Source organism: Auritidibacter sp. NML120636 (assembly GCF_003185945.1).
GTDB classification, from domain to species: Bacteria; Actinomycetota; Actinomycetes; order Actinomycetales; family Micrococcaceae; genus Auritidibacter; species Auritidibacter ignavus.
Genome location: NZ_QHLO01000008.1, coordinates 115,421 through 131,786, shown reverse-complemented (window position 1 = coordinate 131,786; position 16,366 = coordinate 115,421). Strand labels below are relative to the sequence as shown.

The window sequence follows — 16,366 nt, the reverse complement described above, 5'->3', positions numbered from 1 at the left end:
GACAGGACTGGCCGAACTCAAGCGGTTAGGACGGACTCTGAAGCGTCGAGCTGCTGATATCCTGGCGTTCTTCACCCGACCGGGAACGTCGAACGGGCCTACCGAAGCGATCAATGGCAGGCTCGAATACCTACGGGGCTCAGCACTCGGCTTCCGCAACCTCACGCACTACATCGCGAGATGTCTGCTCGAGTCCGGCGGCTTCAGACCGGTTCTACACTCTCAATTACGATGAGCCCCATAACCTAGCACTGGGGTGGAAAGCTTACGTGACCCATCAGTCAATGATGACCAGTAGATCTCTTCTTATTTTTTATTGTGACGTAGCGCACACTCAGGTAGTCTCCTTTCAAGCGTTTTTGCCGCATTCCTGAATCTACTGGGCCCGTGCCCACGATCGACGACAAAGGAGCATCACATGTCTGACAAGGCACAAGAAAACCCTTCTTCACACGCTCCGCCTCCGGATAACGGCTGGCGGCAACGCTATTGGAAGAAGAACCTTCGACTGATGATTGTGCTACTGATCATCTGGTTTACCGTTTCATTTGGTTTCGGGATTCTGTTGATCGAGCCTCTGAATAACATCGTGATTCTTGGATTCCCCTTGGGCATGTGGTTTGCCCAGCAGGGTTCGATCTACACCTTCGTGCTCCTGATTCTGGTCTACGCGCTGTGGATGGACCGGCTCGATAGAGAGTTCGGCGTCTCTGAAGTTGACCAGCGCGACGCTCAGCAGGGAGGTCACTCGTCATGAGTTCCTTGGAATTCTGGACATTCTTCTTCCTGATCCTGACCTTCGGTATCTATATCGTCATCGCCTGGCGCTCCCGAGTTAAAGAGACCAAGGAATTCTACGTCGCTTCTCGTGGGGTGCCAACGATAGCCAACGGTGCAGCGGTAGCCGCAGACTGGATGTCAGCGGCTTCCTTCATCGGTATGGCGGGCATGATCGCTTTCCTCGGCTCCGATGGGTCGGTCTACTTGATGGGGTGGACCGGCGGCTATGTTCTGCTAGCCCTGTTGTTGGCCCCGTACCTGCGTAAATGGGGCAAGTTCACTGTCCCGGAATTCGTGGGCGAACGCTACAACGACACGGTCCGGCTCGTGGCAGCTATCTGCGCCATCATCGTTTCCTTCACCTACGTCGTCGGTCAGATGACCGGTGGGGGTGTCGTCTTCTCGCGGTTCCTCGGTCTGGACCCGCAGTGGGCCGTGGTGGCCTGTGCGGCCGTGATTTTCTTCTACGCGGTGCTGGGCGGGATGAAAGGCATCACCTATACTCAGGTGGCGCAGTACGTGGTACTCATCATCGCTTACTTAATCCCCGCGGTGGCCATCTCGCAGTATCTCGGTAACTTTCCAATCCCCCAGATCACTTACGGGCAGATCTTAGAAGAACTCAACATGCTCCGTACGGATTTCGGTCTGCATGAGTTCACCGATGCATTCGCCGGTCGTGAGGGGGGCCAGCTGGATGTGTTTCTAGTCACTCTCTCGCTCATGCTGGGCACCGCTGGTCTGCCACACGTGATCATCCGGTTCTACACCACCAAAACAGTTCGTGGCGCTCGCTTCTCCGCCTTCTGGGCACTGTTCTTCATCTCATTGTTGTACCTGACCGCTCCGGCGATGGGCGCCTTTACCAAGCTCAATCTGCTCCGGGGCGCCCAGGGTTCCGACGAGGACGGCCTTCCGGGATGGATCACACCATGGCAAGAAACCGGACTCGTTGAGGTGAACACCACCGGTGACATTAATTCGGTGTCGAATGTGTCCGGAACGGCGGATCTCGTAGTCTCCAACGACATTTTGGTGCTCGCCTCCCCCGAAATTGGAGGCCTTCCCACCCCCATCGTCGGGTTGATGGCAGCTGGTGGAATGGCGGCAGCGCTTTCCACGGCAGCTGGCCTGCTGTTGGTGATCTCCTCGGCGACCTCCCACGATATTTACTACCGGATGATTTCGAAGGAAAGAGCCTCCGAGAGTCGGCAGATGTTGGTCGGACGCCTGGCCATGGCAGTTGCGGTAGTCATCGCAATCATTGCCGGACTGAATCCTCCGGCGTTTGTGGCCCAGGTAGTGGCCTTCGCCTTCGGACTGGCGGCCGCAACGTTCTTCCCGATCCTGATCTTGGGGATCTTCTGGAAGAATGCCAACGCCATCGGTGCAGCGGTCGGCATGCTCACCGGTTTGGTCTTCAGCGGCGGCTACATGGTCTACACCCTGGAGCTATTCGGCACCCCTGCCAATGAGCCCATCCTGGGTATCTCGCCGGAAGGCATCGGGCCCGTCGGCGCGTTGCTGAACTTCCTGATTACCATTGTGGTCTCAAAACTCACCAGACCTCCCAGCCAGGAAGTTCAGGAGATGGTGGAGTCGATCCGCTACCCCGCCCAGCAACAGCAGAAGGTTCCCGTTAATCGGTAGCCACATCTCAACCCTCAACGCCCTCACTCGCACCACGGCGCTCTCGGGCCAGTTTTCCGAAAGCGTCGTGGTGCCTTATATTCCGGGTTGGCACACCTCGGCCTGACGTTCGCATTTTCGGCATTCCGCAGCCCTTCTTCTACACTCCCGCTCACCAGCAACCCAGCAGCGGGAGCACCTTTCTCTTTCAGAAGCGCCGATCCATGACGAGCCGCTGTAGCAACTCTTCTCTTGAACACCTGCTGGAGTATGCCCGAGCATCGGCACGCACCAACCACACTGATGACGTTCTCACATCGGCCGAACTCTCCCTCGACAGACGAAGCCCAACAATGCTCGTCGTCCAGCTCGATGCGTTACCGCCTTCGGAACCAACCCCTGGAATACTTCGGGAATGCTTGGTGAAAGCGGTGATAGAGGACCGTTACGAGCAGGAACCCGCGGGCGAGGAGCAGCTGGTGGTATCACCGTATGTCACGACACCATGTTTGAGATCTCCGTCGCAACAGAATGGGCCGAACTCTGCGGTCGATCGCGCGCAACACGCTGTTCACGGCTCGGCCAGGCCACCGCCATATGAGGCCTGAAACCGAAGGTCGTGCCACCCACGCTACACCGAGGCTTCAGCTGACAATTCTCGCGCCCCCGTGCGCGGGCGGGTAACATGTGTGTGGTCCGATCCACGCAGACTCTGCACCGTGAGGAGCGCTCATGCTCATCTCTGAGGAGCACTGGTGATTACTGATATTCCCTTACGTCCCGAGCATGACGGTTCGGCCCTTTATCTTCTGGGCCCCACTGATCCGACCACCCTGGAATCGATCGTCATCGCCGCATCACGATCCTTGATGATTGACGCGGTGGGCACCGGCCCCATCAAAGCTACCCTGCAGTCAATGGCGGCGCCCCACCACGTGGGATTGCGAGCTACCCTTCCCACTCCCTCGGGTGACGACCCCGCGCCCCAGCCCGGACCAGGGCCCGAACGTCCCAACACCGCAGTGGTCTCGGTCCCGTTGTCCGAAGAAGTCCGGATCCGCGGGCTCATCTCCGCCCGCGGGATTTCCGGAGGCCGGATCGGCGTCGTTGATGCCAGCACCGAGGCCGTTGAGATCACGGCGCCTGTTGCCCCAGGTCCTGACAAAGAGAGCTAAACCATGTCATTCTTGCCTCGCTTGTCGCTGAGAAACCGCGCCTTTATCGCGTTGGTCTCGATCGTGATCACGCTACTGGGCTCCCTGTCGATGTTTCTCTTGCGACGCGAGCTGATCCCACCGGTGGAGCTTCCGGCGGTCGCCATCTCCGCCGTGAATCCCGGCGCCAGCTCAGAGCAGATGGCCGATCTGGTGGCCGAACCGCTCGAGCGTGAGTTACGCACCCTCGACGGGCTGAAACAAACCTCGGCCATCTCCAGCTCCAACTTCTCCATGGTCACCGTCGAGCTGGAATACGGCACCGACACGTATCGGGCAGCCTCGCAGGCGGAAGTGATCACCAACTACCTCGACGATCAGTTGCCCGAGGGCACCACGACGACCGTGTTGAGCGGTGGCACCGGTGATATCCCGGCGATGGTGCTTTCTGCGTCCTCGGACCGGGACTCCGCGGAGCTGATCGCCGATCTCGAGTTGGCCACCATTCCGGATCTGCAAACGATTGACGGGGTGGCCTCGGTCCAACAGTTTGGTGGGGACCAGCGCATAGTGCGCATCACCCCGGATGATGAGGCGATGGCCACAGCGGGTACCTCACGCACCGAGCTCGTCGATTCGTTGGAAGACGCCGGGGTAGTGCTCCCCGGGGGCACCGTCAACGACGAAGATGATCCCAGCAGCGAGATGGACGTAGCCATCGGCAATGAGCTCACCGCCGTCGAAGATCTCGAACAATTACTGATCAGCACCGATGAGAACCCCGTCCCGCTCGGTGATCTTGCCCAGGTGCAGGCTGAACAGCCTGAGCCCACCACCGTCTCGCGCACCAACGGCCAGGATGGTGTGTCTCTGCTGGTCATCCCGGCCGCCGATGCCAACTTCATCGAGCTTTCCGACCAGATCACCCAGGTGCTCGACGAGTCTGAAGAACAGCTCGGCCATGGCACTCAGTTCACCGTCATCTTTGACCAGGCCCCTTTTATTGAGGAATCCCTCTCTGGGCTGGCCCAAGAAGGCCTGATCGGTCTCGCGCTGGCCGTGGTGGTGATCTTCGGGTTCCTCTTCGCCGTGCGGCCGACGATCATCTCCGGTCTTTCGATCCCCTTGTCGGTCTTATTTGCCTTCGGCGGCATGCTGATCACCGACACGACGCTGAATATGATGTCGGTGGCGGGTTTGATGATCACCATCGGCCGGATGGTCGATGACTCCATTGTGGTGATCGAAAATATCGTCCGCCACCTGAAAACCACGCGACCGGTCACGCGCGCCCAACGACGCGCCACCATCTACCGGGCCACCGCTGAAGTCGCCTCCGCGGTGGTGTCCTCCACCGTCGTGGCGATGCTGGTCTTCGCCCCGGTGTTCTTCGTCTCCGGACTGGCCGGTGAGCTCTTCCGACCGTTTGCGATCACCGTGGTGCTGGCGCTGTTGGGCTCCGTGTTGGTGGCACTGACCATTGTGCCGGTGTTGGCCTACTGGTTTATGCGGGCTCCGAAAACGTCCACCGACACTGCCAGCACCGACGAGGACTCTGACCTCGATCATGACCTTGAGGCTGACCTCAAGACTGCTACCCAGCCCGAGATTCACGAACCCACCGGCGTCTTGGCCCGCGGCTACCGCCCCGTGCTGTCTTTGGCCCTGTCACACCGCTGGATCACCGTCGCCCTGGCCATCGCGGTCTTCCTCGGCTCCCTGGCGCTGACCCCGTTGCTGAAGGTCAACTTGCTCGGCGACTCAGGTATGAACATGCACGCCGTAGACCAAACCGCCCCTGAAGGCACGAGCCTGCAACGCACCACCGAGCTGACCGAGGGCCTTTCGGAGCAACTACAACAACTCGAGGTGGTCGATGTGGTCCAGGTCGATATTGGCGCCGATGCCACAACCGGAGCTCTGGCCAGCAATATCGCGAACTACACGCTGATTACCGACCCCGAGGCCGATCAAGCCGAGGCCGCCGCCACCATCGAGCAGACCGTGACCGCCTATCGCGAAGAGCATCCTGAGGCCGGTGAGATACAGCTCACCGATGCCTCATCCATCCTGGGCTCCTCCACCGTCGATGTGGTGCTGGAATCCCTTGACGATGATTCCCGTACTCAGGCCAACGACCTGCTGGTCGATCAGATCGAACAGCTCGACTCGGTCGAACGCGTCGATTCCGATCTGGCCGGTAGCCAGCCCTCGGTGTCAATCACCATCGATCCACAGGCCGCCGCCGAGGCAGGAATGACCCTGAACGAGGTCACCGGGCTGATCACCTCCTACACCACCGACTATCCGGTGGCCAATGTCAGTATCGACGGGGCCGATCTGGACGTCCACCTCACCCCGGCCGCCGATATTGACACCATCCAGGAATTGGAAGACCTCGATTTAGGCGGGATCCCACTGACCGATGTGGCCGACATCGAGCGGATTTCCATCGCCCCACAAATCAATACCTCCAATGCGGTGCGTACCGTGACCCTTTCGGCCACTCCGACCAACCCCGACGATATCGGTACTCTGACCGACGAGATCACCCAGGTTATGGACGACACCGATCTACCCGAAGGCGTCACCGCGGAGATCGGTGGTCTGGCCAGCGACATTGACACCACCTTCTACCAGCTGATGCTGGCCATGGTCGCCGCGGTCTTGCTGATCTATGTCGTGCTGGTCTGGCTGTTCAAATCCCTGATCCAACCACTGGTGTTGCTGATGTCGATCCCCTTCGGCATCAGCGGGATGATCTTGGCGTTGTTGCTGACCGGCACGCCCATCGGCGCCCCGGCGATGATCGGCCAGCTGATGTTGATCGGCATTGTGGTCACCAACGCGATCGTGCTGATCGATCTGGTGAACCAGTACCGTGATCGGAAGATGTCGATCAACGACGCCCTACTCTACGGTGGCGGGCACCGCATCCGTCCGATCCTGATGACCGCTGCGGCCACCATCGGCGCGATGATTCCCCCAGCCCTGGGTCTGTCGGGGCAATCCAGTTTCGTCTCCGCCCCGATGGCGATCGCGGTGATCGGCGGGCTGGCGTTCTCCACCGTGGTCACGCTGATCATTGTGCCGGTACTGTACTCGCTGACCGAACGTGGCGGAACCTACCGCCGCGGCGAGCACGCCAGCAGTGACCACCAGCAGTGACTGACCCGAAACAGCACATGGCCCCGGCCGCTGACTGCGACCGGGGCCATGCACCTATTCTCATCACTCACACCTTGAAGAGGCACTATCTAGTCTAAGAAGCCGCGATGAAAGCTGGCCGGGAACCAGCTGGAAACTTACTGTGAGTCTCGATGAGCGACATCATCCTCCAGGAGGACCCCACCCACACCCCACACCGGCTAAAGTAAGGCCCGGACCGACACCCGGCCCATCCCCAGACCACATCACACAGCCCAGGGAGGAACACCACGGTGACTGACCCGGAGAGTAGCCAGCGTACCCGCAAGATCCGGAAACGCTCTCAACCCTCCACCGAGGTTGACCCATCCCCCGACGCTCGCGCAAAATTCCTCCGCGAGCGCGATGTCAACGACCCCGGCCTGGTCACCGGCACCCAGGGCCTCACGGGCGAGCAGGTACAGGCCCGCATCGACCGCGGGCTGATCAATACCCAACCTGCGGGCACCTCCCGCACGCTGTGGGCGATCCTGTCCACCCACTTATTCACCATGTTCAATCTGGTGATTGGACTCTGCGCGCTGGGCATTATCCTTTTAGGCCGCTGGCTGGACCTGTTGTTCTCCTTGGCCGCGCTGTCCAACGTGATCATCGGCGTGATCCAGGAGTACTCGGCGAAAAAGAAACTCGATCGCATCGCGTTGCTGAATCAGGACGACATTGTGGTGATGCGCCACGGTACCCCCACCTCGATCGGCCTCACGGACGCGGTGCTCGACGATGTCGTGGTGCTGCGTCGTGGCGATCAAGTCCCGGCCGACGGGGTGGTGATCTCCTCCCAGGATTTTGAGGTCGATGAATCTCTGGTCACCGGTGAAGCCGACCCGGTGGCGAAAAAAGTCCAGCACACCGTGCTGTCAGCCACCTCGGTTGTCTCCGGAACCGCCCTGATGCGTATCACCGGGGTGGGGCACGATTCCCACGCCGCCCAGCTCACCTTGAAAGCCCGCGAATTCACCACCGTGCACTCCGAGCTACGCGCCGGGCTGGAAAAAGTCGCCGGCTGGATCACGGTCTCACTCATCCCGCTGATCGCCATCACCCTTTTCGGCCAGGTGATGGCCGTGGGCGGATGGGACCAGGTCTTAGGCCACGGCAGTCTGGAGACCCCGCTGATCTCGACCATCGCCGGTATTACCACCATGATCCCGCAGGGCCTGGCCCTGATGACCACGATCAGCTTCGCTATGGCCGCACTGTCGCTCACCGGCAAAAAAGTGTTGATCCAAGAACAACCCGCCGTGGAAATCTTAGCCCGTGTCGACACGGTCTGTCTGGATAAAACCGGCACTCTGACCGAAGGTGGCATCCTGTTCGACGCCGCCTACCGGATCGACCCGACGAGCGGTGATCTCACCACGCTGAGGACCCCAACCACATCGGCCACTGACTCCACGGCCCAGCCACCCGCCTGGCAACAGGTACTGGCCACCATTGGCGCCGACCCCAACGCCAACCCCACCGCGATCGCGTTGCGGGAACACTTCACCCAGCAACCCGATCAGCCACTGACCGATCACGTGGTCTTCGCCTCCGAACGGCGCTGGTCAGCCTTTGGCTTCGGCACCCCCACTACCGGGGGCCCGGCAGCAGACGAGGTGACCGGTGGCTGGTTTCTGGGCGCCCCGGAGGCCCTGATTTCCCAGCTGGATCCCACGCTGGCACCGGTCATTCAGCAACACACCACCGCCCTGGCCACCAACGGTCTGCGCACCATGGTGCTGGCCCGAGCCCACGCCGGTGCTGCTCATGCTACCGCCGAGCACCCCTGGTTCGGTGACAGCGCTGACCTGCCCGATCGCTTAGTACCCGAGCTGGTGCTGACCTTCGGAGAGAACGTGCGTGAAGACGCCGCAGAGACCCTGAACTATTTCCGTTCCCAAGGCGTACAGCTCAAGGTCATCTCCGGGGACTCTCCCCACACCGTGGCAGCCGTGGCCCGTGCCGTGGGCTGGGAGCACGACGCCCCAGCTAGCGAGCGCACCCAGAGTACGGCCCCCAGCCTCGCCTTCGACGCCCGCAATTTACCCGAAAATGACGCCGAACTGGCCGGCATCATGGACGAATATTCCGTCTTCGGCCGCGTCTCCCCGGACCAGAAGAAACGCATGGTCGAGGCCCTGCGCGCCTCCGGTCACACGGTGGCCATGACCGGAGATGGCATCAATGACGCCCTGGCGCTGAAGTCCGCAGATTTGGGGATCGCTATGGGCAACGCTGCCCCGGCCACCAAGGCCGTCTCCCGGATGGTGCTACTGGATTCAAAATTCGACCGCCTCCCCTCAGTACTGGCCGAGGGTCGCAAAGTTATCGCCAACGTCGAGCGCCTAGCGCATCTGTTCTTGGCCAAAACCGCCTACGCATTCGGCTTCGTGCTGATCTTCTCTCTGCTGTTCTGGCAATACCCGCTCCTGCCCCGCCAAGCCTCCACCGCCGACGCACTGTTCATCGGCATCGCGTCCTTCCTTCTGGCCCTGATGCCCAACCCGCGTCGCTATGTGCCCGGTTTTCTCCACCGCGCACTGCGTTTCGCCATCCCCTCCGGGGCGGTCATCGTCCTCGCACTGGTGGCGATCAACCTGGTAGGCCGGTGCTATGCCAGATCCTTCGCCGGCGAGCTCCCCTTCTTCGACGACCCCCTCGACGCGCTGGGCTCCCCGGCCTCTTGGGATGGGTACGTCGCCGCCGCAGAGCACGTCGCCGGTGCTGCGTTGACCATGGAACAACTCCAAACCGCCACCATGATCACCTTGACCCTGACCGGATTGTGGCTACTAAATGTCATCTCCCGTCCGCTGAATTGGCAGAAGATCGGGATCCTGGCGATCATGTACGCCGGCCTCGTGCTGGTGGTCGCCGTGCCCTTCTCGCAGTGGTACCACCAGTTCATCCTGCCCCCCACCCCGATCCTGCTGGCCTCAATCGGGATTGCGGTTGCCGGATCGCTCGGGCTCGAACTGGTCTACCGAGTGCACAACCGCTGGTTGTGCACGCATCAGCCCGAAGCACTCCCGGCGGGATAGGCTAGAGAGATGACCTGTGCAGAGCCAATATCCCCACCGAGGCAGACATCCCTGCCCCTGTCCATCCTGGATCGGGCCAATACGCGGACCGGATCCTCGCCCGGTGCGGTCCTGCATGACGTCATCACCCGCGCCCAACACGCCGAAACCCTGGGGTACCACCGGTTTTGGGTCGCCGAACACCACGCGGTCCCCGGCATCGCCGGATCCACCCCCGCCGTGTTGATGGCCGCCATCGCCCAAGCTACCCAGACCATCCGGATCGGCTCCGGTGGGATCATGACTCCTAGCCATCAGCCCCTCGTGGCCGCCGAGTACATCAGCACCCTGGAGGCCCTGTTCTCCTCCCGGATCGATATCGGGCTGGGCTCGTCGGTCGGCTTCACGGCCCCAATCCGTCGCGCACTCCACCAACAACATGCCGACCGCTACCATTTTCCTGAGCAACTGCGCGAGATCATCGCTTTGTTGAACGGGACTGCTGAGATCACCCTGCAACCACCGAATGAGGCAACCACCCCGTTGTTTGTGCTCGCCTCAAAGCGTTCGGTGGCCACCGCTGCCGAGGTGGGGGCCGGTGTGGTGATCGGCGGACCGGCCCTCCCCCAGTTCTCCGTAGCCCACCGCGACGAACTGGCCGCCTATCGGGATGAGTTTGTCCCCGATCCGCACCGCGACCAGCAACCCCGGGTGATCTTATCCCTCAACGTGGCAGTAGCCGAGACGGAAGCCCACGCCCACGACCTGTTGCTCTCCGAGGCCTGGGCGATGGCCCGCTCCCGGAACGTGGGCGCCTTCCCACCCTTGGACGATCCCACCGAGGTCCGCCACGCCCTGGATCACGCCACCGCCCGCGAACGTGCGCACACCGATGAGCACCTCGCTCAAGGCCTGGCCGGCACCCCCGAGACCGTGGCCGCCCGGGTGCGTGAGCTGGCCGAATTTTACCAGGCCGATGAGGTGCTAGTCACCGGTGGCATCTTCGACCCCGCCGACCGGCTCGCCGTCGACAAACAACTCATCGCCGCGTGGGGTTGAGGCTCTGTCGGCCGGCTGCCTGAGGCGTGCGCGACTGTTGGCGCACCACCGTGGACCGGCACAACCCTGACAGGTCCTGACACACTCACGTCAGCCGTAGTAGGGTCAAGTTGTGAACGACTCCCAACGACCCCCGGTCCAGGGCTCACTGATCGACGCCCTGGTGCGGGCCCAGGCAACAGGCACGGTGGAGATCATCGATCTCACCAACGAGCTCTCAGCCGATATTGCGGTGTTGCGCCTGCCCGCCCCCTACATCAATTTGCACGACTTCTCCCTCGAGCCGGTGGCCGCCTTCGATGAGCGGGCCCCGTTGTGGGCGCATCATAATTTCCGGATGGGTGAACACGTGGGCACTCACGTCGATGCCCCCGCCCACTGGATCACCGGTCGCGATGGCAAGCACATCCACGAGCTGGCCCCAACCCGACTGATTGGTCCGGCCGTGGTCCTCGATTTCGTCGCCGAGGCGCGGGCTGATGCCGACTGGTGCTTGGAGATTGCCGACGTTCAGCAATGGGAGCGCACCTACGGCCCCTTACCGCCAAACTGCTGGGTGTTACTACGCACCGGCTGGGATGCCTACGCCCGCGATCCCGAAAAATCCCTCAACGCTGACCAGCATGGCCCCCACACCCCCGGGGTGTCGCCCGCAGCCGCCGAATGGCTCTCCCAGCGTGAGGAGGTCTCCGGTTTCGGAGTTGAAACCGTCGGCATCGATGCCGGCCTGGCTGCCGGATTCGAGCCGGCCTTCCCGGTGCACCACTATCTGCTCGGGGCCGATAAATATGGGGTCACCTCCCTCCAAAACCTCGATCAGCTACCACCCACCGGCGCGTTGATCGTCGTCGCCCCATTGCCGATCAAAAACGGCACCGCCGCCCCGGCGCGCGTCTTCGCGATCGTTGAACGCCCCGGTGCCGTGGCCGGCCAGCACCCCGCCAGCCCGTCTTATCCTTCCAGCCCCGCCAGTCCTTCCAGCTCAGACGGTGATCGCCGATGACCGAACAACCAGCTCAACAACCCCAACCCGCCCCGCACGACTCACCCGCCCAGCCGACTCTGGTCCAACGTGTGGCCGAGATCTTAGCCGAGCACGGCCTGACCCACGTCTTCGGTGTGGTCGGCTCGGGGAACTTTCATCTCACCAACCAGCTGATCGCCGCCGGGATCGAGTTCACCGCAGCCCGCCACGAGGGAGCAGCCGCGTCGATGGCCGACGCCTACACCCGATTGGCCAGCCTCGATTCCCCCGAAACCCGACAGGTCCGTCCCGAGCTGAACCCCACCGGGTTCGCTGCGGTCAGCGTCCACCAAGGGTGCGGGCTGACCAATACCCTGACCGGACTGACCGAAGCCGCCAAATCCGGCACCGGCATGCTGGTGCTCACCGCTGAAACACCCCAGGAGTCGGTGGGCTCGAATTTCAAGATCGACCAGTTCAGCCTGGTGGAAGCCGTGGGTGCCACCCCGCTACGCATCAGTGACCCCAATGAAGTGGCGACAGTACTTGACGAGGTCTTCCAACATCTCGCCCGACGTCATACCGTGGTGCTGAACTTACCGATCGATCTGCAGACCCAACCGGTCACCGCCGAACGTCAAGTCCCCCACCGGGGCCCGCGCACCGGCACCATCCCGCAACTTTCCCAGGTGACCCGAGCAGCCAAATCCTTATTTCACGCCCAGCGCCCGGTGGTACTGGCTGGTCGGGGCGCGTTGCACGCCCGCACCGAGATCATCGCTCTGGCCGAAACCGCCGGGGCACTGCTGACCACCTCCGCGGTGGCCAACGGACTCTTCGAGGGACACCCGTGGAACCTGGGCATCTCCGGTGGATTCTCCTCTCCGGTGACCGCCGAGCTCATCTCCCAGGCCGATCTGGTGCTGTCCTTTGGTTGTGCCCTGAACGACTGGACCACCCGCCACGGGGAGCTGATTAACGACGAGGCCACCCTGATCCAGGTGGACCATTCCCCGTGGGCGATCGGGAAATTCCGAGAGGTCTCCCAAACCCTGGTGGCTGATTCCGCTGCGGTGGCGGAGGCCGTCAACGCCGAGCTAACTCGCCTACACCATGACGCTGCGGAACATTCCGAGACACCGTCGGTGACCGGGTACCGCACCGATCACGTGCGTACCAAGCTCTCGGCAAAATACTTCAACGAGGTCCCCCTTGCCGGTGGCGATCTGAGCACCGAGGACCGTATTGACCCCCGCGTGCTCTCTACCAAACTCAACCGGCTGTTGCCCGAACAGCGCGTGGTGACCACCGATTCGGGAAACTTCATGGGCTACCCGGTGGCCTATCTGCGCGTTCCGGACGTGCGCGGATTCTGTTTCACCCAGGCCTTTCAGTCCATCGGGCTGGGACTGGGCACGCTGGTCGGTGCTGCCTTCGCCGAACCGACCCGCATGCCGGTCCTCGGCACCGGCGATGGCGGATTCGCCATGGGCATCTCCGAACTGGAGACCCTGGTTCGGTTGCGCATCCCAGCGGTCGTGATCATCTATAACGATGCCGCCTATGGGGCCGAGCTCCATCACTTCGGCCTGCAACCGGGGCAAGATACTGCCCGGAACGCGGTGACCTTCCCCGACACCGACTTCGCCCGGATCGCTATCGGTTACGGGGCCCGGGGGATCACCGTGCGTGTCGCCGAGGACCTCAGCCAGGTCACCGATTGGCTCGAGACCGCCGTGAGCGCCGATGAGCACGGTCGCCTGACCGGCACCCCGCTGATCGTGGATGCCAAGATCGCCTCGGATGGTGGCGCTTGGTGGCTCGAGCAGGCCTTGAGGCACCAAGTTCGGTCCTGCGTGTCCTGGGAAGACGTCGAACATTGACCTTGCTACAGCCGTAGGGAAGAATCGAAGTGAGAGCACCCTCGCTTGAAAATCGGGTGTCCACCATTTCGTATCACCCCCACCTCGGGTGAAGAAAAAGGAGAATGACATGGGTCTTTTCAGCTTTCGTAACATCTTGACCTTCGGTGCCGGTGCTGCCGCCGGGTACTTTTTGGGCTCCCGCGAGGGGCGCAAGCAGGCCGAGGAGATCGCCCGCCAGGCCCAGGAATTCTGGACCGACCCCAAGACCCAGCAACAGGTACACGATGTGACCTCCAAGGTGACCAGTGTGGTCAAGGAAAAGTCTCCGGCTCTGGGCGACGCTGCTGAAACCGCCGCCGGCATCGTCGACAGCTCCACCGGTTACACCTCCGAGACCGCCCAGTCCGAGAACACCGGCACATCCGCTGATTCCGACACCACGTCCAACTCGACGTCGAACTCCACCTCCAAGACCACCAAGCCGTCCGGCGGTGCACACGCCAACTCATGATGACCACCGGCGTTCACCCGCCGTGTCATACACCGTCATATCCGGGCCTGGATCCCTCAATGAGCGGGGGTTCGGGCTCGGTTGTGATGCTCGAGAGCAACAGCACACCAGAACCTGAGACCTCCCGTGTTACGTCGTCATAACGGCTCCGTCACGCCGTTGTTCATCTATGAGTCACCATCAATATCACCTAATTCACTTGCATTTAACACCTACTTCTGTATCGTATAGCTCAGCCCTGAAAACCAGGGCCTGAACGTGCCTGAGACGACGAATACCCGCCCTTGGGTCGTGGCCGATGGCTCGGTTCATCATCTACTCAACCTTGTCAGGAGTGCTTAGGCACCGATGTTGACCAAATTGCACGACGCGTTAAAGTTGAAAACATCCCCGGTGATTTTCTTTTCCTCCGCCGGGATCATCATTCTGTTCGTGATTGCCACCATCGCCTTCACCGAGCCACTGGGCGGGGCAGTCTCCACCGCCTCCGATTGGTTGCTGACCAACCTGGGTTGGTTCTACGTCCTAGGTGTGACCGTCTTCCTGGGGTTCTTGATCTACATCGCGCTTGGCCGGTTCGGTCGCGTCAAGCTCGGCCCCAATGACGAAAAGCCCGAGCACTCCGGTCTAGCCTGGTTCGCGATGCTGTTCGCGGCCGGTATCGGTTCGATTCTGATGTTCTGGGGTGTGGCCGAACCGGTCAGCCACTTCGGTGATCCGCCACGCGGCCCCTCGCTGGGCATTGAGGCAGGTACCGACGAGGCCGCCGCGGAGGCGATGAACTTCACCTTCTATCACTTCACGTTGCACACCTGGACCATCTTCACCCTGCCGGCACTGTGCTTCGCCTACTTCATTCACAAACGCAACCTGCCCCCGCGGGTGTCCTCGATCTTCCAGCCCATTCTGGGTGAAAGAATCCACGGTCCGATCGGTAAGTTCATCGACGTGGTGGCCATCGTTGGTACCGTCTTCGGTGTTGCGGTTTCCATCGGTCTGGGTACCCTGCAGATCAACGGTGGTCTGGGTCAGCTCTTCGGTGTGCCGAACTCGGCTGGCTGGCAGCTGATCATTATCGGTGTGGTCACCGGTGTGGCTCTGCTCTCGGTGTCGCTGGGGCTGGATAAGGGCATTAAAGTGCTCTCCAACATCAACATCGTGATGGCCATCGGTCTGCTGATCTTCGTGCTCATCACCGGTTCGACCCTGTTCATGTTGCGCGGTACCTTCGAGTCCCTGGGAAGCTACCTGCACCACCTGCCCGAAATGGCGCTGTGGAACGACACCTTCGCTGATACCGGCTGGCAGAACACCTGGACCGTGTTCTACTGGGCCTGGACCATCACCTGGTCGCCGTTCGTCGGAATCTTTATCGCCCGCATTTCCAAGGGTCGCACCGTGCGTCAGTTCGTGCTCGGTGTGCTGGCTATTCCATCGGCCTTCTCCATCCTGTGGTTCGGTATCTTCGGCTACGGTTCCTTCGATATCGAGCTCAATGGCGACGGTGGGCTGGTCGAGCGCGTGGTCGACGAGGGAGACATCCCCGGCGCGCTCTTCGCCTTCCTGGAACACCACCCGTGGTCCTACCCGATGTCGATCCTGGCCATCATCCTCGTGGTGATCTTCTTCATCACCTCAGTCGACTCGGCCGCACTGGTCACCGACACCATGACCAACGGTCACGAGGACTACAACCCGCTGGGCCAACGCATCTTCTGGGCGGTGGCCATCGGTCTGATCACCGCCACCCTGCTGGTCTTCTCCGCTGAGGGCGGTCTGACTGCACTGGAACAGACCATTATCTTGGTCGGTCTGCCATTCTTCGTGATGGGCTACTTCCAGATGTACGCGCTCTACCGCGCCCTGCGTGAGGACGCCGGTGAATTGCCCCAGATCCGGACTCGCGAGTGGAAGAAAGTCCTGCCACCGGAGGAATACGCCCGTCGTGACGCCGACGATGACTTCAACACCGATGATGTGGTCGTCGAGCCCGAGGCCGAAGAACCGGCTCCGGTCATGCGCGATCCGTACCTGGATCTGGAAACGATCGAGCCCAGGGCCAAGCACGGTACCCTGGCTGCCCGCACTAGCTCGGCCCCGCTACCCAAGGTATCCAGGAAGGACCGCAACCAGTAAGGGCCGGGGCTCGCTGAGTCCCACACGGCATGAGAAAACCGGCAGGGCTTCTCCCTCAG

Annotated in this window: 11 protein-coding genes; all 11 read left to right on the top strand. The window is 61.7% G+C overall.

What is annotated here, in order from left to right:
• A partial coding sequence (locus tag DCC25_RS08390; RefSeq protein ID WP_146206439.1) for a transposase occupies positions 1-235 on the top strand: 235 nt, incomplete at its 5' end.
• Positions 236-418: 183 nt separating this feature from the next.
• Positions 419-757: a DUF4212 domain-containing protein gene (locus tag DCC25_RS08385; protein WP_110099164.1), complete on the top strand. Its 339-nt coding sequence runs from the start codon at positions 419-421 to the stop codon at positions 755-757.
• Positions 754-2,430: a sodium:solute symporter family protein gene (locus DCC25_RS08380; RefSeq protein ID WP_110099163.1), complete on the top strand. Its 1,677-nt coding sequence runs from the start codon at positions 754-756 to the stop codon at positions 2,428-2,430. The genes DCC25_RS08385 and DCC25_RS08380 overlap by 4 nt, the downstream gene beginning before the upstream one ends.
• A gap of 734 nt (positions 2,431-3,164) precedes the next feature.
• Positions 3,165-3,584, top strand: coding sequence for a hypothetical protein (locus tag DCC25_RS08375; protein WP_110101338.1), 420 nt, complete (start codon positions 3,165-3,167; stop codon positions 3,582-3,584).
• A gap of 3 nt (positions 3,585-3,587) precedes the next feature.
• Positions 3,588-6,731, top strand: a complete 3,144-nt coding sequence (locus DCC25_RS08370; RefSeq protein WP_110101337.1) for an efflux RND transporter permease subunit — start codon at positions 3,588-3,590, stop codon at positions 6,729-6,731.
• Between the two features lie 272 nt (positions 6,732-7,003).
• Entirely contained in the window at positions 7,004-9,793 is a 2,790-nt protein-coding gene (locus tag DCC25_RS08365; protein WP_233242937.1) for an HAD-IC family P-type ATPase, read from the top strand.
• Positions 9,794-9,802: 9 nt separating this feature from the next.
• The gene (locus tag DCC25_RS08360) at positions 9,803-10,831 is read left to right on the top strand and encodes an MsnO8 family LLM class oxidoreductase (RefSeq protein ID WP_158524761.1); all 1,029 of its coding nucleotides are present in this window, start codon (positions 9,803-9,805) and stop codon (positions 10,829-10,831) included.
• A gap of 112 nt (positions 10,832-10,943) precedes the next feature.
• The gene (locus DCC25_RS08355) at positions 10,944-11,834 is read left to right on the top strand and encodes a cyclase family protein (RefSeq protein WP_110101336.1); all 891 of its coding nucleotides are present in this window, start codon (positions 10,944-10,946) and stop codon (positions 11,832-11,834) included.
• Positions 11,831-13,678: a thiamine pyrophosphate-binding protein gene (locus DCC25_RS08350; protein ID WP_110101335.1), complete on the top strand. Its 1,848-nt coding sequence runs from the start codon at positions 11,831-11,833 to the stop codon at positions 13,676-13,678. Before DCC25_RS08355 ends, DCC25_RS08350 begins: the two co-directional genes overlap by 4 nt.
• A 109-nt stretch (positions 13,679-13,787) precedes the next feature.
• Positions 13,788-14,171: a YtxH domain-containing protein gene (locus DCC25_RS08345; protein WP_110099158.1), complete on the top strand. Its 384-nt coding sequence runs from the start codon at positions 13,788-13,790 to the stop codon at positions 14,169-14,171.
• Positions 14,172-14,519: 348 nt separating this feature from the next.
• Entirely contained in the window at positions 14,520-16,307 is a 1,788-nt protein-coding gene (locus DCC25_RS08340; RefSeq protein WP_110101334.1) for a BCCT family transporter, read from the top strand.
• Positions 16,308-16,366 lie beyond the last annotated feature (59 nt).